Origin of the sequence: Lysobacter antibioticus, assembly GCF_001442535.1 — a bacterium.
GTDB classification, from domain to species: Bacteria; Pseudomonadota; Gammaproteobacteria; order Xanthomonadales; family Xanthomonadaceae; genus Lysobacter; species Lysobacter antibioticus.
Genome location: NZ_CP013141.1, coordinates 3,465,052 through 3,486,997, shown reverse-complemented (window position 1 = coordinate 3,486,997; position 21,946 = coordinate 3,465,052). Strand labels below are relative to the sequence as shown.

The 21,946-nt window shown below is 67.8% G+C and carries 14 protein-coding genes; 5 read left to right on the top strand and 9 right to left on the bottom strand.

Going from position 1 to position 21,946, the window contains the following annotated elements; genetic code table 11:
• The first annotated feature begins 3 nt into the window (after window positions 1-3).
• From GLA29479_RS14050 to GLA29479_RS25330, 3 genes are all read left to right on the top strand, one after another.
• Entirely contained in the window at window positions 4-3,573 is a 3,570-nt protein-coding gene (locus GLA29479_RS14050; protein WP_057971961.1) for an ABC transporter permease/M1 family aminopeptidase, read from the top strand.
• A 1,322-nt stretch (window positions 3,574-4,895) separates the two neighbouring features.
• Window positions 4,896-6,224, top strand: a complete 1,329-nt coding sequence (locus tag GLA29479_RS14040; RefSeq protein ID WP_031372480.1) for a DEAD/DEAH box helicase — start codon at window positions 4,896-4,898, stop codon at window positions 6,222-6,224.
• Between the two features lie 533 nt (window positions 6,225-6,757).
• On the top strand, window positions 6,758-7,228 hold the full coding sequence (locus GLA29479_RS25330; protein ID WP_169795665.1) for an avidin/streptavidin family protein: 471 nt from the start codon (window positions 6,758-6,760) through the stop codon (window positions 7,226-7,228).
• A 175-nt stretch (window positions 7,229-7,403) separates the two neighbouring features.
• Here the strand turns inward: GLA29479_RS25330 and GLA29479_RS14030 are convergent, their stop codons facing one another.
• The 4 genes from GLA29479_RS14030 to GLA29479_RS14015 form a co-directional block, all read right to left on the bottom strand.
• The gene (locus GLA29479_RS14030; RefSeq protein ID WP_169795664.1) at window positions 7,404-9,038 is read right to left on the bottom strand and encodes a CHASE2 domain-containing protein; all 1,635 of its coding nucleotides are present in this window, start codon (window positions 9,036-9,038) and stop codon (window positions 7,404-7,406) included.
• Window positions 9,039-9,058: 20 nt separating this feature from the next.
• On the bottom strand, window positions 9,059-10,759 hold the full coding sequence (locus GLA29479_RS14025; RefSeq protein WP_082638668.1) for a FecR family protein: 1,701 nt from the start codon (window positions 10,757-10,759) through the stop codon (window positions 9,059-9,061).
• A 489-nt stretch (window positions 10,760-11,248) separates the two neighbouring features.
• Window positions 11,249-13,111, bottom strand: a complete 1,863-nt coding sequence (locus GLA29479_RS14020) for a DUF885 domain-containing protein (RefSeq protein ID WP_057971958.1) — start codon at window positions 13,109-13,111, stop codon at window positions 11,249-11,251.
• 132 nt (window positions 13,112-13,243) lie between these two features.
• The gene (locus tag GLA29479_RS14015; RefSeq protein ID WP_057971957.1) at window positions 13,244-14,149 is read right to left on the bottom strand and encodes a TolB family protein; all 906 of its coding nucleotides are present in this window, start codon (window positions 14,147-14,149) and stop codon (window positions 13,244-13,246) included.
• 146 nt (window positions 14,150-14,295) lie between these two features.
• Here GLA29479_RS14015 and GLA29479_RS14010 point away from each other — a divergent pair, with 146 nt between their 5' ends.
• Both GLA29479_RS14010 and GLA29479_RS14005 read left to right on the top strand, forming a co-directional pair.
• Complete coding sequence (locus GLA29479_RS14010; RefSeq protein ID WP_057971956.1) at window positions 14,296-15,372, top strand: sensor histidine kinase; 1,077 nt, start codon at window positions 14,296-14,298, stop codon at window positions 15,370-15,372.
• Window positions 15,369-16,139: a LytR/AlgR family response regulator transcription factor gene (locus GLA29479_RS14005; RefSeq protein WP_057971955.1), complete on the top strand. Its 771-nt coding sequence runs from the start codon at window positions 15,369-15,371 to the stop codon at window positions 16,137-16,139. Before GLA29479_RS14010 ends, GLA29479_RS14005 begins: the two co-directional genes overlap by 4 nt.
• Window positions 16,140-16,176: 37 nt before the next feature.
• Here GLA29479_RS14005 and GLA29479_RS14000 read toward each other — a convergent pair whose 3' ends face one another.
• The 5 genes from GLA29479_RS14000 to GLA29479_RS13980 all read right to left on the bottom strand — a co-directional run bounded on the left by GLA29479_RS14000 (window position 16,177) and on the right by GLA29479_RS13980 (window position 21,842).
• Window positions 16,177-17,001, bottom strand: coding sequence for a queuosine precursor transporter (locus GLA29479_RS14000; RefSeq protein WP_057971954.1), 825 nt, complete (start codon window positions 16,999-17,001; stop codon window positions 16,177-16,179).
• Complete coding sequence (locus GLA29479_RS13995; RefSeq protein ID WP_144436523.1) at window positions 16,998-18,188, bottom strand: PQQ-dependent sugar dehydrogenase; 1,191 nt, start codon at window positions 18,186-18,188, stop codon at window positions 16,998-17,000. The genes GLA29479_RS14000 and GLA29479_RS13995 overlap by 4 nt, the downstream gene beginning before the upstream one ends.
• Complete coding sequence (locus GLA29479_RS13990) at window positions 18,185-18,868, bottom strand: DUF502 domain-containing protein (protein ID WP_057971953.1); 684 nt, start codon at window positions 18,866-18,868, stop codon at window positions 18,185-18,187. Before GLA29479_RS13990 ends, GLA29479_RS13995 begins: the two co-directional genes overlap by 4 nt.
• Before the next feature lie 222 nt (window positions 18,869-19,090).
• Complete coding sequence (locus GLA29479_RS13985; RefSeq protein ID WP_169795663.1) at window positions 19,091-21,115, bottom strand: bifunctional serine/threonine-protein kinase/formylglycine-generating enzyme family protein; 2,025 nt, start codon at window positions 21,113-21,115, stop codon at window positions 19,091-19,093.
• 250 nt (window positions 21,116-21,365) lie between these two features.
• A complete protein-coding gene (locus GLA29479_RS13980) occupies window positions 21,366-21,842 on the bottom strand; it encodes a DUF4442 domain-containing protein (protein WP_057971951.1) in 477 nt (158 codons plus the stop codon).
• Between the last annotated feature and the right edge of the window lie 104 nt (window positions 21,843-21,946).

The window sequence follows — 21,946 nt, the reverse complement described above, 5'->3', positions numbered from 1 at the left end:
CCGATGATCGCCGAATTCTTCCGTTTCGAATTGCGCCAGCAGTTGCGCGCGCCGCTGCTGTGGCTTATTTCCCTGTTGTTCGGACTGCTCGCTTTCGCGATGACCAGCTCCGATGCGGTGCAGATCGGCGGTGCCATCGGCAACGTCAACCGCAATGCGCCGTCCACCGTGATCATGGCGCTGAGCTATTTCAGCCTGCTCGGCCTGTTCGCCATCGCCAGCTTCATCGCCGGCGCGCTGCTGCGCGATTTCGAGCTCGGCACCGCCGACCTGTTCTTCTCCAGCCCGATGCGCAAGCGCGACTTCCTGATCGGCCGCTTCTCCGCGGCCCTGGTCGCCTGCCTGCTGGTGTTCGCGATGGTCGCCGCCGGGCTGATGATCGCGCCGCTGATGCCGTGGATCGACCCGGAACGGCTCGGGCCGTTCTCGCTGATGCCGTATCTGTGGGGCCTGTGCGTGGTGGTGCTGCCGAACCTGTTGTTCGTCGGCGCGCTGCTGGCCTTGCTCGCGGTGACCGCGCGCAACCTGCTGGTGGTCTACCTCGGGGTGATCGCGTTCTTCATCCTGTACCGCGTCGGCCGCGGCCTGGCCACCGACCTCGACAACGAGTGGCTGGCGGTGATGGTCGATCCGTTCGGCATCACCGCGTTGCGGCGCACCCTGCGTTATTGGTCCTCGGCCGAACTCAATACCGCGATCCCGACCCTCGACCGTTTCCTGCTGGCCAATCGCCTGGTCTGGAGCGGCATCGGCCTGATCCTGGCCGCGACCGCCTTCGTCCTGTTCAAACCGCAGCGCAGCGCGACCGGCAAGGGCTGGTTCCGGCGTAAAAAACGCTCCGCGCCGGTGGCGACGACGCCCTCGGCCGTGGTTGCGCCGCGGGTCAAGCCTGTCTTCGGCACCGGCACCGCCGTCGCCCAGTTCCTGCATGCCTTGCGCTTCGACACCGTCGGCGTGCTCAAGAGCGTGCCGTTCCTGATCATGCTGGCGTTCGCGGTCGCCAACCTGCTCGGCAGCGCCGGCGCCATGCGCAGCCTGTTCGGCACCGAAACCTATCCGACCACCTCGGTGATGATCGGCGCCCTGCAGGACACCTTCGGCTTCATGGTCGTGTTCATCGTGATGTTCTACGCCGGCGACCTGGTGTTCAAGGAACGCGCGGTCAAGCTGGCCGAGGTCACCGATGCGATGTCGGTGCCGAACTGGGTGCCGCTGTTGAGCAAGGCCGCGACCCTGGTGTTGGTGGTGGTGATCTTCCAGGCCATCGGCAGCCTCGGCGCGATCGGCTACCAACTCGCCAAGGGCTATCACCAACTCGAACCGCTGTTGTACGCGAAAGCCTTGTTGCTCGATTCGATTCCCTTCGTGTTGATGGGCGGCCTGGCCCTGGTGCTGCAGGTGCTGACCAACAACAAGTTCATCGGCTACGGCGCGCTGATCCTGGTGGTGGTGCTGCAGACCGCGTTCGGCCTGCTGCATTTCGAGCACAACCTGTACAACTTCAGCCGCGCCCCCGAAGCGCCGTATTCGGACATGAACGGTTACGGCCAGTTCCTCGGCGCACGCCTGTGGTACCAGGCGTACTGGGGCCTGTTCGTGGCGGCCTTGTTGACCCTCGCCGCGGCGTTCTGGGTGCGCGGCGTCTCGCCGAGCCTGCGCGACCGCATCGCCCTGGCGCGCAGCCGCCTGCGCGGCGCGCCCGGCATCGTCCTGGCGGCGTTCGCCCTGGCCTGGGTCGGTGCCGGCAGCTACATCTTCTGGAACACCAACCTGCTCAACCGTTACACGCCCTCGGACGTGGCGATGGACGAGCAGGTGCGCTACGAGAAGGACTACCGCAAGTACAAGGGCCTCGCCCAGCCGCGGATCCTCGCCGTCGAGGTCGACGTCGACCTGCATCCGGAAAGCCTGAGCGTGTCCAGCGAGGGCCGCTACCGCATCGTCAACCCACATGCGCAGCCGATCGGCGAGTTCCACATCACGGTCGATCCCGAGCAGCGCATCACCGCCCTGGAGTTCGGCGGCGCCAAGCTGAGCCACGACGACCAGCGCCTGGGCTATCGCATCTACAAGCTGGACCGGCCGATGCAGCCCGGCGAACAGCGCGAACTGCGTTTCGCCCAGTCGTATGCGCAGCGCGGTTTCAGCAACGAGCCCGACAACAAGGCCATCGTCGCCAACGGCAGCTTCTTCAACTCCGCCGCCTTCCCGCACTTCGGCTACAACGAGAACCGCCAGCTCGCCGACCGCAACGAGCGCCGCAAGCGCGGGGTCGCCGAGGTGCAGCGCATGGCCAAACTCGAGGACCGGGCGGCGCGCGGCAACCACTACATCGGCGGCGATGCCGACTGGATCGACTTCAAGACCACGGTCTGCACTGCGCCGGACCAGATCGCGCTGGCCCCGGGCTATCTCAAGCGCGAGTACCGCCGCGAGGGACGCCGTTGCTTCGACTATGCGATGGACCAGCCGATGCTGCCGTTCTACGCCTATCTGTCGGCGAAGTGGCAGGTCAAGCGCGTCGAACACGGCGGCATCCCGGTCGAGGTCTACTACGACCCGAAACACGCCTACAACGTCGATCGGATGATCGATGGGGTCAAGCAGTCGCTGGATTATTTCCAGGCCCAATTCACGCCCTACCAGCATCGCCAGGTGCGCATCATCGAGTTCCCCGGCTATGCCCGCTTCGCCCAGAGCTTCGCCAACACGATTCCGTTCTCCGAATCGATCGGCTTCATCGCCGACCTGCGCGACACCAGCGCGATCGACTACGTGTTCTACGTGACCGCGCACGAAGTCGCGCACCAGTGGTGGGCGCACCAGGTGATCGGCGCCGACCTGCAGGGTTCGACGATGCTGTCGGAATCGCTGTCGCAGTACTCGGCGCTGATGGTGATGGAGAAGGCCTACGGCCGCGCCAAGATGCGCCGTTTCCTCAAGTACGAACTGGATAACTACCTGTCCGAGCGCAGCGCCGAGCGGGTCGAGGAACTGCCGCTGTATCGGGTCGAGAACCAACCCTACGTGCATTACCGCAAGGGTTCGCTGGTGTTTTACCGTCTGCGCGAAGAGCTCGGCGAAGCGGCGGTCAACCGCGCGCTGAAGCGCTTCCTGCAGGACAAGGGCTACCAACAGCCGCCGTACACCACCTCGGCCGAACTGCTGGATTACCTGCGCGCCGAAGCCAAGCCCGAGCAGCAAGCGCTGATCACCGACCTGTTCGAGAAGATCACCTTCTACGACAACCGCGTGGCGAGCGCGAGCAGCGCCCAGCGCGCCGACGGCAAATACGAAGTGACGATGCAGTTGCATACCGGCAAGGTCTATGTCGACGGCAAAGGCAAGGAAAGCCCAGCCCGGCTCGACGATTGGATCGAGATCGGCGTGTTCGCACGCGGTCTCTCGGGCGAGGAAGCCGACGAGAAACCGCTGCTGCTGGAGCGCCGCCGCATCACCGAGGGCGAATCGACGATCAAGGTGGTCGTCGACGAAGCGCCGTATGAGGTGGGGTTCGATCCCTACAACAAGTTGATCGACCGAGTGTCGGCGGACAATCGCCAGCGGTTGTAGGTGGTAGGTGAGGGTAGGTGGCTGTTGCCGTTGCCGTTGCTGTGCGCTCTTGCTCTCGCCCTGGTTGTTGCTGTGCGCCGATTCGCACTCGCGAAGGCTGAAGTAGACCCGGAGGGCGGCCCGCATGGATGCGGGCCGTTTTTCATCGGGACAGGGATGTCCCGTATGAAAAATCCCCGCGGAGGCACCGCTCGTGCGGGCTGGTGATTCAAAGAAAAGCAACTTCTTTGGTTAGCTTTCTTTTGTTGCTTATGACAAAAGAAAGTAACCCGCCGCTTTAGTGGCGGAAGCTTTTGGCGTTTGATCTTGTTTTCAAAGAAGCTTCAAGCAAGTGCAAAGCTTCCGTCCGCTAACGCGGCCGGGTTACTTTCTTTTGCTAAGCCCAAAAGAAAGGTAACCAAAGAAAAGGGCTCTCCTTGCAAGGGCACAGGCCACGAGTGCGATGCTGTCGCCGGGATTTTTCGATAAGACGTCCCTGTCTTATCGAAAAACGGCGCACGTCCTGTGCGCCGCCCTCCGGGTCTCCACTTGACCGGTAAAGCGGCAAAGCAGATCAAAATCTCGGCAACGGCAACGGCAACGGCAACGGCAACGGCAACGGCAACGGCAACGGCAACGGCAACGGCAACGGCAGGCGCAACGCTGCTGCCAGGGTGGAGCGGCGCGAGCCGCGACCGCACAACCGCCTGTCCGCGACGAAAATCGAAAGCACCCCGGCTTTCCCCAGGATGACCGTGCGGGCAGAGCGGAAGCGAAATGCAACTTCGAGTGTCGATCCGGGCTGAACGCAACTCAAAATGGACGAGGCCCGCAGCCCATCCACCCTGAACCCCACGGGCAGACCCGACCAACCCCTGCCGAGCCCCGACCCGACCCCAGCCACCCCGGCCACCCCGGCCACCCCGGCCACCCCGGCCACCCCGGCCACCCCGGCCACCCCGGCCACCCCCAAACCCACCCACGGCAGGGCCTCCGCCCCCCAGCACATGACCGCCCGCTGACACCCTCCGTGGAACCCAGCTGGCGGTTTCACGGGGTTTCGAGTAGAGTTCGCCCCGTTCAGCGCACGGCTGCCTCCCCGCAAGGGTACGTTTCCCAGGTTGCCTGTCGCCCCGCACCGAGTTCTCGGATTCGCCGGCGCGACTTTTTATCCCGCACGTCTTTCGTAGCGCAGACACGGCCCGGAGCATCCGGCGCCGTCAAATCAGATACTCGCAGCGCGGTTCAAGGGAACGCTGGGGTCATCACGCGATCGTCTCGATCGTGCGCCCGTTTCGACGGGCGCCGGGTGAGGCCGCATCGCGAACCACTGGAGTTCCAACATGACGTTTGAATCGCTCGGGCTTGCGCCCGCGTTGCTGCGCGCCCTTTCCGAACAGAACTACACCACGCCGACCCCGATCCAGAGCGAAGCCATTCCGCTCGCATTGGCCGGCCACGACCTGCTCGGCGGCGCTCAAACCGGTACCGGCAAGACGGCGGCCTTCGGCCTGCCGCTGCTGCACCGCCTCGCCACCACCCAGGGCAACACCCAGCGCAAGCCGCGCGTGCTGATCCTCGCGCCGACCCGCGAACTGGCGCTGCAGGTCAGCGACAGCCTGCGCGGTTACGCCAAGTACCTGCGCCTCAACATCCACGCCATCTTCGGCGGCGCCGGCATGGGCCCGCAGCTCGATGCGCTGCGCCGCGGCGTCGACGTGCTCGTCGCCACGCCGGGCCGCCTGATCGACCACCTCGAGCGCGGCAGCGCCAAGCTCGACGGCGTCGAGATGCTGATCATGGACGAAGCCGACCGCATGCTCGACATGGGCTTCCTGCCGGCGATCAAGCGCATCCTCGGCCGCCTGCCGCAGTCGCGCCAGACCCTGCTGTTCTCGGCCACGTTCGAAACCCAGATCAAGCAGCTCGCGCTGGAATTCATGCGCAACCCGCAGCAGGTGCAGATCGCCGCCAACAGCCTGGTCGCCGAAGCCATCACCCATCGCGTGCATCCGGTCGACGGCGGCCGCAAGCGCGATCTGCTGATCGACATCCTGGCCAAGCGTCCGAACGATCAGGTGATCGTGTTCGGCCGTACCAAGCACGGTTGCAACCGTCTGGCCGAGCAGTTGGAAGAGGCCGGCCTGAAGTCGGTCGCGATCCACGGCAACAAGAGCCAGGCACAGCGCCAGAAAGCCCTGCGCGATTTCAAGGCGAACAAGGCCCGCGTGCTGGTCGCCACCGACGTCGCCGCGCGCGGTCTCGACATCCCCAGCCTGCCGCTGGTGATCAACTTCGACCTGCCGATGGTCGCCGAAGACTACGTGCACCGCATCGGCCGTACCGGCCGCAACGGCGCCACCGGTGAAGCGCTGTCGTTGGTCTCGCCGGACGAAGGCGGCCTGCTGCGCCAGATCCAGCGCATCCTCAAGGACGACATCGAGATGGTGACGGTGCCCGGCTACGAGCCGTCGCGTCCGATCCGCATGGGTTCGGATGCGCCGGGCGCGCGCAGCCCGGGCGGCAACAACCGCGGCAACAACGGACCGCGCAAGCCGGCGCATCGTCCGCACGGCAAGCCGGCCCCGCGTCACGCGCATGCCGGTCCGAAGCAGCACCGCGGCGGCGCAGGCGCGCAGCCGGGCCAGCGTCGCGACCGCAACGCCGGTTGATCGATCCGCTTAGCGGGTTCGTCATCGATGAACAAAAGGGCCGGCATTGCCGGCCCTTTTCGTTGTGGGCGCTCCTGACGATTCGTGCGCATCCGGTAGCGGAGATCTTCGTTCGAAGCGTCGATGATTCGCGACGGCGATCACGTTGCGTGCCAGCGAAGCAGGCGCAGACGCGCGGCCCGCTCGCGTCGTTCACTTCGGTAACGGCAAAGCGTGTGCGCAATCGCGTTTCGGCCGCCGCCGGGTTAGCGAGCGTAGTAGCAGCCCAGCGGTGGTTCGCGTTCGATGCGAGCGAAGCGGGGGCGCGATCGCGGTGGTCCGCCGGCCGTCTGGTTCGGTCGGGTCCAGGCAGCGGAGACTTCGCCGGACATCACGCCGAACACTTCGCACGGCAACGGCCGCCCGAGGGCGCCGCGATTGCATCCGCGAACGCTTCGACGCCATCGCACTCGGCGACCGGCTCGGGATTGGTCGATGCGATTCGAAATCGCTTGAAAATCGCGGCGCACTCGCCGCCTATGACAGGAGGCAACATGGAACGTGCAGGAGCAGTTCTCGTTCTTCTCGGCTTGTTCGCCATCAACGGCAGCGTGTCGGCGAAAGAACCGCAGAAGGAAGCGGCCGGCGCCGCGGCGGTGGTGCGTTGCGGCAACCCGGTGGGCTTGTGGCGCAACCAGATGGGCTCGGAGATGAGGATCACCTCGTTCAACCCGAGCACCGGGGCGATCCAGGGCCAGTACCGCACCAACGGCGGCGCGCCCGGTTTCTATCCGCTGATCGGTTGGGTCAATTCGGCGCCGCCGGCACCGGGCGCGAACAATGCGGTCACCATCGCCTTCAGCGTGCGCTGGGGCCAGATCGGCAGCATCACCGCCTGGACCGGCACCTGCAGCGACACGTCCGCGGGCGCGGGCTTGCGCACGCTGTGGCATCTGTCGCGGCCGAACTCGCAGTTTGACTGGGATCACATCCTCGCCGGTGCCGACACCTTTACTTCGATGTAGAGGCGGCGATCGAAAGGCAGAAGCGAATCCCCCCGCGCCTTTTTCAAAGGGGCGGGGTGGTCCGTGGAGGGTTATGCGGTAAACGGGTGCGCCCCGCCTCGATCGGGAGGCGGTGCGGCCACGACGACCTGTCGCCATCGCCCTGGCGACAGGCGTCGCCGGGATTCGCTGCCGCTCAGACTTCGCCGAACCGGGTGGCTTCGCGGCGGTCGCGGCCGTTTTCCTTGGCCCGGTACAGCGCCGAATCGGCGCCGTCGAACAAGGTGCGCACGTGGGTGTGGACGCCGGGCACGCAGGTGTACAGGCCGATGCTGAGGCTGACGCGCTGGTCGGCATGGCCTTCGCCGTAACGCGCGTCGAGTTTGCGCATGTCTTCCAGGATGCCGTCGGCGACGCGGGCGGCGCCTTCGACGTGGGTATCGGGCAGGATCACCGCGAACTCGTCGCCGCCGAAACGGGCGGCCAGGTCGCGCGGACGGCGCGCATGCGAGGCGATGATCTCGGCGATTTGGCGCAGCAGCTTGTCGCCGGCGCGGTGGCCTTCGGAGTCGTTGTAGGCCTTGAAGAAGTCGACGTCGACCAGCGCCAGCGACAGCGGCGTGCGGGTGCGCCGGGCGCTGGCCAGTTCGTTTTGCAGCACATGATCGAAGCGGCGGCGGTTGCCGAGCCGGGTCAAGGTGTCGAGATTGGCCTCGCGGCGCCAGTGGCGCAGGTGGGCGATCATCCACAGCAGATAGGCCAGCGCGATCATCGCGATGGTGGTGGCCGGCGCGAACCAGACATTGCCCAGGCGCAGCAGGGCGACGCTGCCGAACGCGGTCAGCAAGGCGGCCAGGCTGGTCACCAGCAGCGGGCGCTGGAAGCGCGGATGCAGCATCAACAGCACCACCGCGAACAGCATGGTCGCGGCGAGCAGCGCCTGCCAGACCGGCCGCATCGGCACGATGGTGCGGTCGTGCAGCAGCATCTCGATGACGTTGGCCTGGTACTCGGCGCCGTCCATGCGCACCACGTCGGACATCGGCGTGAGATAGCTCGGGGCGAGGCCGCTGGCGGTCACGCCGACCACGACCCAGCGGCCGCGCAACAGCTCGGCCGGCACTTCGCCGTCGAGCACGTCCGAGTACGAGACTTGGCCGAAGGTGCCCGGCGGCCCGGCGAAGCGGATGCGCACCCGGTGATCGCGGGTCTGCTGGTACGGCGAGCCGCGTTCGGAGGCGGGGCGGCGTAGGCCGGGCAGGGGATGCGGCACGGTGTTCGGTTCCAGCCCGATCAGGGCCAGGCCGAGCGCCGACCAGCGCGATTCGCCCAGGCCGGCCTGCAGGTACATCTCGCGGGCGGTGCCTTCGGAGTCGAGCTCGATGTCGGTGTGGCCGAGCGTGGTCGCGGCGGTCGCGATCAGCGGGGTCGGCAACACTTCCACCAGCGGCCCGTTCTGGCGCAGCGGCGCGGTGGTCACCGGCAGGGCGACGCGGCCGACGCGGCGCATCGAGGCGGCCAGGGCGGCGTCGTGGCCGTCGCCGGTGCGGTCGGGCTCGGCCAGCACCAGGTCGAGGGCGACGCCGCGCACGCCGGCGTAGCCGAGGCGGTCGAGCATCTGCGCGTGAATGTCGCGCGGCCACGGCCACTGCCCCAGTTCGTTGAGGCTGCGGTCGTCGATGGCGACGATGACGACGTCGTCGTCAGGCGCGTAGCCCCAGTTCGACAGATGCAGGTCGTAGAACACGTCGTCCAGGCGCGAAGCCGCGCCGGTGACGGTCAACAGCGCAGCCAGGCCGGCGGCGAGCAGGGCTGCGCCGCCTCGTAACAACCTGGACCGGGCCGTTGGGGTCATAAGCTCAGCAACAGCAGCAAGGCGCCGGCGGCGCCCGCGCCATAGCAGACGCGGCAGGGCAGGCGGATTTGCTGCGGCGGGCCGTACGGCGCGGCGTAGCCGTCGTCCTCGATGGTCTGCACGCGGACGTGCCAGGTGCCGCCGCCGGGACGCTTGAGTTCGATCTGCGGCACGTCCACCACCTCTTCGAGCAGCAGCTTGGAGAAGTCCGGTTCGCGCGCGATCTGGACGCGATAGCGCTGGCCCGGTTCGCCCTTCTGCCAGCGCAGGGTCAGCATGCCCTTCGCCGCCTGCGGCGCTTCCAGGCCGGGATCGACCGGCGCATCGCTGATTTCAAACGGCAAGACGTTGCCGTAGCGGCCGGCATGACCCTTGCCGTCGCGCGAAGCCACGCGCCAGTAGTACTTGCCGGGCGCGAGCGATTCGGACGGGCGGAAACGCTGGCCGGCGACTTCGGTGTCGATCAGCGGCTGGCCGAAGTGTTCGTCGGCGGCGACCTGCAGGCGGGTACGCTCGGCGCCTTCGGCGTGGGTCCACTCGAAGCGCGGACGCGGCAGGTTGAGGCGTTGCCCGTCGAGCGGGCTGATCGTCAGCGGCGGCGCCGGCTGATCGTTGACGGTGAAGACCTGGCTGCTGTCGCGGCCGCCGAGGCCGTTGGCGGCGACGGCGCGCACCTGCACGCGGTGGCGGCCGGCCGGCAGGTCGTCGATGCGCTGGCGGGTGTCGCTGGTGCGGGCCTCGAACAGCAACACTTCGGGGGCGTCGTCGCGCACCACTTCGACGCGGTACGCGACCGCGCCTTCGACCGGCGACCAGGCGATGGTCGCGGGCAGCTGTTCGGGCGGCGCGGCGCTCAAGGCCGGCGCCGGCAGCAACCGGATCGGCGCCGACGGTGCGGCGCCGGCGGCGGCGACCGTGCCGTAGCCCGGGCGCAGCATCACCTCGGTGCGTTGATTGCCGACCGCGACCTTGCCTTCCAGCACTTCGGTCGCGTCGGGCGCGCCCTCGTCGCCGGCGCTGACGCGGAAGTGGGTGCCGCGCACGCTGGAGGTCGCCGACGGCGTGTCGATGATGTAGCGCGAGGCCGGGCCCTTGGCCGGGATCACCCGGTTCAAGGTGCGGCCGCGCTGCAGGCGCATGCGCGTATCGACCATGCCGGTGCTGCCGTAGCTGCTGAGCTCGTCGAAGGAGATGCGGCTGTTGTCCTGGATCATCAGGCGCGAGCCGTCGGCGAACTCGAGCGTGGCGCTGGCGCCGGGGCCGGTCTCGACGCGGCTGCCGATGCCGATGCGCATGCCTTCGACGACCAGTGCGGCGGCGGCCTTCTCGGAAGTCAGCAGATTGACCGCGCCGCGCACGGCGATGACGCGCGCCTTGGCCGGTTCGATGCGCAGCCAGCCGACCGGGAACAACATGCGCGTGCCCGGCGGCAGGTGATAGGGGTCGGCGATGCGATTGTGTTCCTGCAAGCGGCGCCAGTTGATGCCGTTCTTGAGGTGCTTTGCGCCGAGGTCCCAGAGGGTGTCGCCGGGACGCACGCGATAGCTCCAGTCCTGCGCCTGGGCCAGGCCGGTGCAGGCGAACAACAGCACGAGCGACAGCGCGGCGAAACGAAGGCGGGTGAAAGCCAAGGCGGCAAGGCTGCGCGACGCGGCACGCGCGGCGGCGAAGGATTGGGGCGCTGGAATGTGGGACATCCGTATTCCGAGGCTGGGTGGGACGGCGGGCACCGTGGACGGCGAGGCACAACAACCGCTAATTATGCGGTGTTAGTCACACTTTTTCTGCTGTCGACCGGTTCGACCGCCGCTTCCGGCCCGACCGGAGAGGCGGCCCGGGCCGCCCTGCATCGATGCATCCGGCCGGCCGCTCGGGGCCTGGACGAAGCCGGCGGGGCATGCGGGGAAGCCCACAGGGGCTGGGCTCATGAAGGCGGTAGTGGGGTTCGGCAGGCAGTGCGATCCAGGTGGGCCGGTCCTCATCCTGCCCGAAAGGCGGCCCAAGGGGGAAGCCGGGAATGGGCCGCGCAGATGAATAGAAACCTAGTGAGTTAGAAAGCACATTAGTGCGATGCGGCGCCGTTGCCCGCGTGGCTCAGGTCGCCGGCGATCCCGGCTTCCCGTGGTGGCGGGAGGCCGGGGCGTGGGTCCGGGAGCTCCGGACCCGGTTCGTTCCCCCTTGCTTGCTCAACCTTGTTTCGATTGGATCCAGCGATCGATCTTGCGGTCGAGCACGTCCAGCGGCACCGAGCCGTCCTTCAGCACTTCGGCGTGGAACTCGCGGATGTCGAAGCGCGCGCCGAGCCGGCTTTGCGCGCGCTTGCGCAGCTCCATGATCTTGAGCTCGCCGATCTTGTAGGCCAGCGCCTGGCCGGGAATGGCCATGTAGCGTTCGGCCTCGGCGGTGGACTGGGTTTCGCTCTCGGCCGAGTTCTCCAGCATGTAGGCGATCACCTGCTCGCGGGTCCAGGCCTTGCTGTGCAGGCCGGTGTCGACGACCAGGCGGATCGCGCGCCACAACTCGTTCTGCAGATAGCCGAAGTAGTCGTAGGGCGTGGCGTACACGCCGAGTTCCTTGCCCAGCGATTCGGCGTACAGGCCCCAGCCTTCGCTGAAGGCGGTTTCGCCGCCGAAGCGGCGGAACTTCGGCAGGCCGGTCAGTTCCTGCTGCAAGGCGAGTTGGAAGTGATGGCCGGGGATGGCTTCGTGCAGGTACAGGTCTTCGGCGTCCCAGGTCTTGCGGGTCGGCAGGTCGTAGGTGTTGACGTAGAAAATGCCCGGACGCGTGCCGTCCTCGCTCGGACGCATGTAGGAACCGCCGGCGGCGGACTGGGCGCGGAAGGCCTCGACCGGACGGATCTCGAACGGCGCCTTCGGCGTCAGCGAGAACAACTGCGGAATCTTCTTGTCGATGCGCGCTTCCAGGCCGCGGTAGTGCGCGAGCAGGGCCGGCTCGTCCTTGAAGGTGAAACGCGGATCGGTCTGCATGAACTTGAAGAAGTCCTGCAGCGAACCCTGGAATTTCACTTCGCCGCGGATTTTGCCGATCTCGCCGTGGATGCGCGCGACTTCGTCCAGGCCGATCTGGTGGATTTCAGCCGGGGTCATCGTGGTAGTGGTCGAACGGCGCGCATTGAACGCATACCAGGCTTCGCCGCCGGGCAGGGCGCCGAGCCCGGCGCTGTCGCGCGCATGCGGCAGGTAATCGTTGGCGATGTACTCGCGCAGGCGCCGGTAGGCCGGCATCAGCTCGGTCTGGATCATCTGCCGGTAGTCCGCGCTCAGGCGCGCCTTGTCGGCCTCGGAGATGCCGGCCGGCCAGTCCGTCACCGGTTTCCAGAACAAGGTCGCGGTGGGATCGTCCTTGATCAGCGCATCCAGTTGCGGCAATACCTTGGTCATTAAGGCCTTCGGCTGCACCACGCCGCGCTTGACGCCTTCGCGGCTGTTGGCGATGAGCTGGTCGAACACCGCCGGCACCTTCGCCGCGCGCTTGCGCCAGTTGTCGTAGTCGGCGGCGGTCTTGAACGGTTGCGAGCCGGTGCCGGAACCGAGCTGGGCGATGCTGGCGGCGAAGTTGTAGAACTGGTTGACCGGTTGCAGCCAGGACGGATGCCGGTCCGATTCCAGGTTGATCTTCATTTCGCGCACGAAGATCTCGTAGCTCAGCAAGTCCTGGTCGGACAGGCCCTGCGAGCCGACCGATTCGATGGTTTTGAGCCAGCGTTCGGAGAATTCGTGCGACTGCTTGCGGAACTCGGCGCTGAGGAAGTTCGGCAGTTGGTCGTTGTAGCGCGGGTCGCCCTGGGAGGTGGCGCGCAGCGGGTTGAGCTTGAGGTTCTCTTCCCAGTACTGCTCGTACAGGCGGTTGAGCTTTTCGCCCTTGGTCTGGACGGTGACTTTGCGCGGCGCGGTTGCGGCCGGATCGGCCGATGCGGATGCGGGCGCGGCGGTGACAGGCAGGGCGAGGCATAGCGCCGCGGCGAGCGCGACGGACAGGGCGATGCGGACCGGGCGCGGGCCCGGACGGCGGAACGGAAGCGAGGTCATGGCATGGCCGATGCGGACGGACGGACCCGCAGGCTCTCGCGCATGCCCGGCGGAGGCATGAGCCGAAGGTCATGCGCGAGCGCGATCGCACTCGCGCAGCCTTGGTTGCGCCCGCCGGTTGCCGCCGCGCTTTCAACCCTCGAGATCGGGCAATTGCAGGCGGGTGTAGTAGAAATCGCTGGGGCGGCCGATGTCGCGCGCATAGAACAGCAGGCCGCGTTCCCACAGCACGGTCGGGTGGAACTCGTCCCAGACGGTGTTGACGCAGGGGCCGAGGTTCTTGGCGGTGCCGAAGCGGCCGTCCTGGTAGCGGGCGGCATGCAGGTCGCCGTAGCCGTAGCCCAGGTCCGGCAGCGGGTCGTTGGGGAAATCCAGGCGGGTGAACAACAGGATGCGGCCGTCGGGAGAGATCTCCGGATTGAACTCCCAGCGTTCGACGGTGTTGACGCCGCCTTCGAGCTTGCGCGCCGGCGCGTAGTCGCCGTTGCGCAGGCGCTCGCTGCGGTAGATGTCGAACTCGCCGTCGCGATCGCTGGCGAAATACACGTTGCCGCGCAGATCGGTACTGGGATAAAGCTCGTCGCCGGCGCTGTTGACGGCGGCGCCGAGGTGGCGCGGTTCGCCCCAGCCGCGCAGGCCGCGCTTGGCGATCCACAGGTCCATCTTCGCCGCCTGGCCGTCGGGGCGCGGCCGTTCCGAGGAGAACACCAGATAACGCCCGTCCGGCGACACCGTCGGGTCCATGTCGCTGTGCACGCCGGAGAACGGCGCGACCTGCGGCGCGCTCCAGCCCGAGGGCCGCCATTGCGAAGTCATGATCGTCGCGCGTTCGCGCGTGCCCGGCCACCAGCCCTTGCTGGTCGACCAATACGCGCGCAGGCGGCTCGGAGTGAAGCTCAGGCGCCATTCCCATTGCGGCGTGGAGATGACCCCGTCGGCGAATTTCCGTACCGGCGGACAGGTGTCGGCAGCCGCGGCCGGCAGGGCGACGGCAGCGAGAGCGGCGAGGGCGATCGAAAGACGCGAAAGACGGCGCATGGCGGCGATTCACGAAAGGGAGGTGGCCGCAGCCTGCGCGGGCGCGACGGCGTTCGGGGCTGGGCCGGGACGAATCGGCCGGATCGCGGGACGAACCCCGCGCCGGCGATTGCAAGCGCCGCGGCGCGGGTCCAGCATCGTCTTCCATGCGCAATCGACTGCCGCTGTTGGTGTTGCTGGTGCTGGGCTGGTGGACCCTCAACGGTTTCGTTTGGGTCGGCCAGGTCGTGACCATGCATCAAGCCGCCGGCCAACCCGCCGATTGGCCGAACACCTTGCGCCAGCACCTCGCCAGCGCCTGGCTATGGGTGCCGATCACCCTGGCGTTGTTCGCCTGGGTCGGGCGTCATCCGATCGAACGCGGCCGGGCAATGGCGGCGCTGTCGATGCAAGGCCTCGCGGTCGTCGTGGTGATCGGGTTGCGCGCCGCGGCGGTGGCCGCGCTCAACGGCTGGATCGGTTGGTACGAACGCCTGCCGCCGCTGAGCGAATTGCTTGCCGCGAGCGTGCTCAACAACCTGCTGACGAGTTGGCTGATCGTCGGCGTGGCGCATGCGCTGGTCTATGCCGAACGCGCGCGCCGCCGCGAACGCCAGGCGATGGAGCTCGAAGCGCGGCTGGCGCGGGCGCGGCTCGATGCGCTGTCGGCGCAGCTCAATCCGCATTTCCTGTTCAACGCGCTCAATTCGATCGCCGAGATGGTGCATCGCGACCCCGACGGCGCCGACCGCATGCTGGTCGACCTCGGCGCGCTGCTGCGCCACAGCCTCGACCGCTCGCATCGCCAGGAGATCGCCTTGCGCGACGAACTGGTCGCGCTGGACCATTACATCGGCATCGAGAAGATCCGCCTCGGCGAACGCCTGCGCGTGCATTGGGCGATCGACTCGGCGCTGCTCGATGCGCAGGTGCCGCAGTTACTGCTGCAGCCGCTGGTCGAAAACGCGATCCACCATGCGGTGGCGATGCGGACCACGCCCGGCGAAGTGTCGGTGCGGGCCGAGCGCCGCGAGGATCGCCTGATCCTCGAAGTCAGCGACGACGGCGGCACCGGCGAGGCGGTGCACGGCGCCGGCATCGGCCTGCGCAATACCCGCGCGCGCCTGCAAGGCCTGTACGGCGACGACCATCGCTTCGACATCGGCGCGCGCGCCGACGGCGGCACCAGCGTGCGCCTGCAACTGCCGTACCGGCGCTGGCAGCCGCTGGAGGCCGCGGCATGAGCCTGCTCGCGCCGGCGCGGCTGCGCGCGGTGGTGGTCGACGACGAGGCGATGTCGCGCGCGCGCCTGTGCCGCTTGCTCGGCCTGGAGGCGGATGTGGAAGTGATCGCCGAGTGCGCCGACGGCGACAGCGCGGTCGCGGCCTTGCGTCGTTTGCCGGCCGACGTGGTGTTTCTCGACATCCGCCTGCCCGACCTCAACGGCTTCGGCGTGCTACAGGCGCTGCCGGCGGCGCGCCGGCCGCAAGTGGTGTTCGTGACCGCGCATGCCGAGCACGCCCTGCGCGCCTTCGATGCCGACGCCGTCGACTATCTGCTCAAACCCTATTCGGCCGAACGCCTCGGCGCGGCGCTGGCGCGGGTGCGGCGCGCACGTGCAGGTCATACGCCACGCCCGTCGAGTGCGGGCGCGGCCGGCGAGGGCGCGCGCGAAGCTTATCCGCAGCGCCTGGCGGTGCCGATCGGCGCGCGTCTGCGGCTGTTGCCGGTGGAGGAAATCGAATCGGTCATTGCGCAGAGCAATTACGTCGAGCTGCATGCCGGCGGCCAGGCCTATCTGCTGCGCGAGACCCTGAACGGCATCGAGGCGCGGCTGGACCCGAGCCGCTTCGTGCGCATCCATCGCTCGCGCATCGTCCAGTTGCAGGCGGTGCGCGACATCGAGCAGCTCGACGGCGGCCGTTATCTGTTGCGTCTGGTCAACGGCCAGCGCCTGGGCAGCGGCGCCAGCTATCGCGAGCGGATACGCGAGGCGATGGGGCTGGGCTGAGCGGCTGGGCTGACCTTGGGCACCCGTGCTGCGGCGATCAGTCCGCCGCCGCCTCGTCGCGCAACTGGCGGGCGCGCGCTTCGCCGAGGTAACTGTGAATCCACATGCGCAACAGATAGATCAGCGGGATCATCGCGAACGCGGCCAGCATCTTGTAGACGTAGTTGACCGAGCCGATGGCGAGGAACTGCGGGATCGGCCAGTGCTGCGGGCCGAGCACGAAGGCGATATAGAGCACCACGAAGCTGTCGACCAACTGCGAGACCGCGGTCGAGCCGGTCGCGCGCAGCCAGATGTGTTTCTCGCCGGTGAGGCTGCGGATGCGGTGGAACACGCCGACATCGATCAGCTGGCCGATCATGAAAGCGATCAGCGAGCCGCCGATGCTCCACAGGCCCTGGCCGAAGATCGCCGCGAACGCGGCCTGGTAGTCGGGCACGCCCTGGGCCTGCGCCGCCTGCACCCACCACGCCGCCGGCGCCAACGCGATCGCGGCGAAGGCGAACACGAAGCCGTAGGCGATCAACATGGCGGCGAGCCACGAGATCAGGCGCACGCCGCGGCGGCCGAAGAACTCGTTGATGACGTCGGTCATCAGGAACACCACCGGCCATAGCAGGGTGCCGGCGGTGAAGTTCAGCGAGCCGGTCTGGCCGAACAGATTCCATTGCAGCGGGGCGATGCCGAGGGTGTCCTCGAGGGCGAAGATCTTGACCCCGATGAACTCGGCCAGCGCTGCGTTGACGCAGAAAAACGCCGACAGGACGATGAACAGACGCAGCGCACGGTCCTGCAGGGTGCGCGTGCCTTCGCCGCCGGCGCTGGCGATCGCGGCCGCGGTCTCTATCCCGGAGGCGCTCATCGCTTGGGCCTCACGTAATAGATCACGCCGCTTTTGTCGTCGCTGAAGAAGAAGCTGTCGCGGCCGTTGCGCAGCACGTCGCAGGGACGGCCGTGCACCTTGCCCTTGGCGAGGAAACCGTTGACCAGCTCGCCGCCGCTGCGGCCGTCGGCGCCGACCCGGACGATGCGGTAGCCGTGATCGAGGCTGAGCTTGCTGCCGCCGTGCAGGGCGACCAGGTATTCGTTGCGCAGCAGCGCGCCGTCGGCGGGCGGGAACCAGCTCAGACCGAGCGCTGAGGCATGCGAGGGGAAGGACGCGAACGGCTTGGGCACCGCCGTGCAGCCGGGTTTGCGCGGGAACTTCGGATCGGTCAGGGTGCGGCCCTTGCTGTGATAGCAGAACGGCCAGCCGTAATCGGCGCCGTCGCGCACCGCGAACATGGTTTCGTCGGGTTTCTGGTCGCCGAGGTGATCGGCGCCCTGGTTGGTCGCATACAACTGGCCGTCGCGAAACAACAGGCCGACCGCGTTGCGCAGGCCCTGCGCATAGATGCGGCGCTCGCTGCCGTCGGGGTTCATCTGCAATATCGCCGCGCGCACGTCTTCTTTCTCGATGCAGGCATTGCAGCTGCTGCCGACCGAGACGTAGAGCTTGCCGTCGCCGAAGGCGAGGGTGCGGGTCAGGTGCCAACCGCCGTACTTGTAGCTCAGGCCGTAGTCGGGAAAGCTCGCCAGCGTCTCGGGTTCCGACGAAGGCTTGAGGTCGCCGTTGCGATAGCGATAACGCTGCAACTTGTCGGTGTTGGCGACGTACAGCCAGGAGCGGCCCTGCGCATCGGTGTGGAAGGCGACGCTGTTGGGATTGCGCTGTTTGTCGAGATAGACCGAGACCTTGCCGAACCGCGCGCGCTGCTCGTCCCAATCGTCGAGCGCGTAGACGCGGCCGCGACGGTTGTCGCTGAGGTCGTGCATGTCGGTGACGAACAAGCGGCCGTCCGGGCTGCGGGCGAAGAACCGCACGCGCTTGAGGCCTTGCACCGCCGGGACGATCTCCAGCTCGGCCGGCAGGTTGAGGCTGAAGCTGCGGCCGTCGTCGAGGGCGATGCGGTGCGGCGTCAATGCCGCGGGCGCGGCGCCGGCGGCGCCGGCGAAGCCGATGCAGGCGAGCAGGGACGCGGCCAGGCGCAGCAAGTGGCGTGGCTTCATGCTTGCGCTTCCCCCGGGTTCGGCGCTGCCGCCGGCGACGGCACCGAGAATGGAATCGATTCGGGCGAGACCGCGCCGCCGGAGATGATGAAGCTCATCGCCTGGTCGACGGTCCAGTCGGTCGGGGTGATCTTTTCCACCGGCACGATCTCCAGATAACCCGAGGTCGGGTTGGGCGTGGTCGGCACGTACACCGCGGCCAGTTCGCGGCCGGTGCCTTGCTCGCGCATGACCCGGGTGACGAAGCCGATCGACTTCATCTCGTTGTGCGGGAAGTCGATCAGCACCACGCGCTGGGTGCCGTCGGGCTTGGTCTGCAGGATGTCGAGCAATTGTCGCGCGCTGCCATAGATGGTGCTGGCCAGCGGGATGCGCTTGATCAACGACTCGAACCAGCGCAGCACGGTCTGGCCGATCACCCGCCGGGTCATCACCCCCGACAGCAGGATCACTCCGAGCGTGGCGATCAGGCCGATCGCGGTTTGTACCCACGGATCGTTCAACCAGCCCAGCGTGTGCGGGTAGCCGAGGGCGAGGTTGTTGAGCAGCGGGCCGATCAGCGGACGGCTGGTGTCGGACAGCAGCACGAACACGAACTTGACCACGACCCAGGTCAGCCAGATCGGCAGCAGGGTCAACAGGCCGGTGAGAAACAAGCGTTGCAGGTTGGACATGCGCATGGCGCGGATTGTAGGCGACGGCGGCGGCGAACACGCGGCCCGCGCCGCTGCTGGCTGCTGGGGGCCTGATGGCCTGCGCTGTGCTTATGGGGTGGCGCCCATCGAAAGTTCGCCCCCTTTGCAAAGGGGGCAGCGCCCTGCGTTGCTTGAAGTTGAGGGGGCCGGCTGGCGCGGGGGATTTGGCTTAGATCGCGACGATCGTCGTGCCTCGGCCTCAGCGGCTCAGCGTTCGCGCACCAGGCGGAAGCCGACGTCGTCGTAGCCGCGGGTGGCGTTGAGCGGACGCAGGGCCGAGCCGCTGCGCCAGGAACTGCCGCCGACCTGGCGTTGCTGGCAGGTGCGGCCGCAATCGCCGGACCAGATCGACAGCGCGCGACCGCCGCCGCCCGACATGCGCTGGGCTTCGTCGGCGGTTGGCAGGCGATAGTGGCGGCCGGTCTGCTGGCTGTACCAGCGCGCATAGGCCTCGGCGTCGGAGGTCGACACGCAGACCACCGGTTCGGTCTCGGTCTGGTCGAAGCCCGGGGCCTTCCAGTCCTTCGGCGCGATCACGCGCAGCAGGGACGCGCGCTCGCGGCACAGCGCCGGTGCGCGCTGGTTGGCGCTGACGAAACGTGCGTATTCGCCGCGGCTGACCGGACGCGGGTTAAAACTCACCGCGACGCTGCTGGCCGGTGCGGCCGCGCCGACCGTGGCCACGCCGCGCGCGACCGTGCCGTCGCCGGCGACGCCGCGCGCCTGCGCGATCAAACGGGTGGAAACGGTGCGCGGCAGGCCGAACTCTTCGGCCAGCGCGATCACGCGCCCGGCGTCGGCACCGTCGCCGCGGCGCGCGGCCTGTTCCAGGCGGGTTTCCAGGGCTTGCGCGGCTTTCTCGCGCAGGCTGCGTTGCGCGGCCGAGTCGGCGGTGCCGGTCTGCTGGCCGAGCGCGGTGGCGTTGACCAAGTGCTCGCGCGCACGCTGGTCGCGGCCTTCGCGCAGATCGCTGGCCATGGCATCGCCGAAGGCCTGGGTGAGTTCGCCGACCACCACGCCGACTTCGGGACTGGTGCTGTCCAGATGCCAGGCGGTGAGCAGGCTGTTGTAGGCGTTGGCGTCGGCCGGCGAGGCCAGGCGGCCCTGGGCGATGTAGGTGCGGGCGTTCTGCAGCGACTCCTGCAGCGGCGCCTGCGGCAGCGGCGCCATCATCGCCTGGGTCGGGTCGTTGTCGATCCGGGTCGCACCGCTCTTGTTCGCGCTGGGCAGTTCGGCACGGAAGAAACCGTCCTTCTCGACCCGGTTGAGGGCGAAGGCGATGCTGACCACGGCGATCGCGACCACCGCCAGGCCGGCCCAGGCCGGGGTCACCCAGCGCTTGAGCGGACGCAGTTGCGCGGCCACCCGGCCGAAACGCGAGAGCTCGCCGCGGTGCTTGATCTCGCTGACCGCCTCGGCCATTTCGGCGGCGTCGCTGAAACGCTGGTCGGGCTGCTTGGCCAGGGCGCGGTTCATGAAACGCTGCCAGTGCTTGAGCGGCGGCGGCAGTTTCGGGATCGGGTTCTGCGCGTGCATGACCGCCATCGACAGCGCGTCCTGCGCCTCGAACGGCAGCCGGCCGGTCAGCATTTCCCAGCACAGCACGCCGAGGCTGTAGAGATCGGCGCGGCCGTCGACTTCTTCGCCGCGCGCCTGCTCCGGCGCCATGTAGGCGGTGCTGCCCACGGCCAGGCCGGTCGCGGTCATGCGCGCGCCGAAACCGCGGCGCAGGGCGATGCCGAAATCGGCCAGCAGCGGCCGTTCGGTGATGTCGAACAGGACGTTCTCGGCCTTGACGTCGCGATGCACGACGCCGCGCGAGTGCGCGTACTCGAGCGCCGACAGCAGCGGCTCGACGATCGAGATCACCTCGGCTTCGCCGCGCGAGAAACCCTGCTCGATGCGCTTGCCCAGATGGCCGCGCGGCAGGAACGGCATGGCGTAGTAGGGCAGGCCCTCGCGGGTGCGGCCGACTTCGTGGATACCGACGACGTGGGGATGTTCCAGGCGCGCGATCGTGCGGACTTCGTTCTCGAAGCGACGGCGGCTGACTTCGTCGGCCAGCGCGTGCGGCAGCATGATCTTGATGGCGACTTCGCGGCCAAGCGCGACTTGCTCGCCCAGGTAGACCGTGGACAAGCCGCCGTGGTTGATGATCTGGCGCAGTCGATAGCCGGCAATCTCCGGCATCGGCGCGCTGGGTTCATCGGATTGCGTTGTGATGATCGACATTCGCGGCCCCGTGTCGCGACTGCACAGCATACGCTGTCGCAGTGCCCGCGTAAGAGCCTAGTGTGCTGCTTGGCAGGCTGGCGTGACAAGTAGAGGGGCGCTGGACCTTGGTCCACTGGCGGCGCCGTCGGCCGGTCTGTTCGATGGCGCTGTCGACCGTCCGGAGATGAGCAATCGGTCAACAATTGCCGCATTTGGCGGCATTGCGACCGCACCATACCTGCGCGCAGCAGGCGGAATGGCGCGGGAATCAGCGGTCGTCGGTGCGGTCCGGACTGCGCTTGTCGCGCTTGCGCCGCACGTACAGCTGTTTGCGGATCTTGGCGACTACTTCGCCGCTGGCGTCGACCACGTCGGTGTCGAACCAGTGCAGGTACTTGTCGCCGTTGGCGGTGGCCTTGCGCAGTTCGTCGAGCACGTCGTCGTCGAGACGGAAGTCGGCGCGCACCGTGCCGCGCCCGGGTTTGACGAACTCGATCGAACCGGCGCGATCCCAGACGATGTACTCGCGGCCGAGGGCGTTCATCGCCAGCAGCATCCAGAACGGGTCGGTCATCGAGAACAGGCTGCCGCCGAAATGGGTGCCGACGTAGTTGCGATTCCAGGGGCGCATGCGCAGCTCGACCGTGGCCTGGCGGTAGTCCGGGGCGATCGCGGCGACGTGGATGCCGGAAAACAGGAACGGCGGCCACAGATTGAGGCCGTGGCGCAGGGTGCGGGCTTTCATGGGGGCAAGGGTGGCGAAGGCCGGTCTAGCCTGCCATACGGATGCGTATAGTCAAGTCTTCGCCTGGTCGGGGCCGGCGGGCTAGCCTCGGCCGCCCGCAGATC

Bases quoted from the DNA above. Each gene is read 5' to 3' on its own strand.
- GLA29479_RS14010 (WP_057971956.1), top strand. From the start codon at position 14,296: ATGCGCAATCGACTGCCGCTGTTGGTGTTGCTGGTGCTGGGCTGGTGG.
- GLA29479_RS13980 (WP_057971951.1), bottom strand. From the start codon at position 21,842: ATGAAAGCCCGCACCCTGCGCCACGGCCTCAATCTGTGGCCGCCGTTC.
- GLA29479_RS14005 (WP_057971955.1), top strand. From the start codon at position 15,369: ATGAGCCTGCTCGCGCCGGCGCGGCTGCGCGCGGTGGTGGTCGACGAC.
- GLA29479_RS25330 (WP_169795665.1), top strand. From the start codon at position 6,758: ATGGAACGTGCAGGAGCAGTTCTCGTTCTTCTCGGCTTGTTCGCCATC.
- GLA29479_RS13995 (WP_144436523.1), bottom strand. From the start codon at position 18,188: ATGAAGCCACGCCACTTGCTGCGCCTGGCCGCGTCCCTGCTCGCCTGC.
- GLA29479_RS14050 (WP_057971961.1), top strand. From the start codon at position 4: ATGATCGCCGAATTCTTCCGTTTCGAATTGCGCCAGCAGTTGCGCGCG.
- GLA29479_RS14015 (WP_057971957.1), bottom strand. From the start codon at position 14,149: ATGCGCCGTCTTTCGCGTCTTTCGATCGCCCTCGCCGCTCTCGCTGCC.
- GLA29479_RS13985 (WP_169795663.1), bottom strand. From the start codon at position 21,115: ATGTCGATCATCACAACGCAATCCGATGAACCCAGCGCGCCGATGCCG.
- GLA29479_RS13990 (WP_057971953.1), bottom strand. From the start codon at position 18,868: ATGCGCATGTCCAACCTGCAACGCTTGTTTCTCACCGGCCTGTTGACC.
- GLA29479_RS14025 (WP_082638668.1), bottom strand. From the start codon at position 10,759: ATGTCCCACATTCCAGCGCCCCAATCCTTCGCCGCCGCGCGTGCCGCG.
- GLA29479_RS14020 (WP_057971958.1), bottom strand. From the start codon at position 13,111: ATGACCTCGCTTCCGTTCCGCCGTCCGGGCCCGCGCCCGGTCCGCATC.
- GLA29479_RS14000 (WP_057971954.1), bottom strand. From the start codon at position 17,001: ATGAGCGCCTCCGGGATAGAGACCGCGGCCGCGATCGCCAGCGCCGGC.
- GLA29479_RS14040 (WP_031372480.1), top strand. From the start codon at position 4,896: ATGACGTTTGAATCGCTCGGGCTTGCGCCCGCGTTGCTGCGCGCCCTT.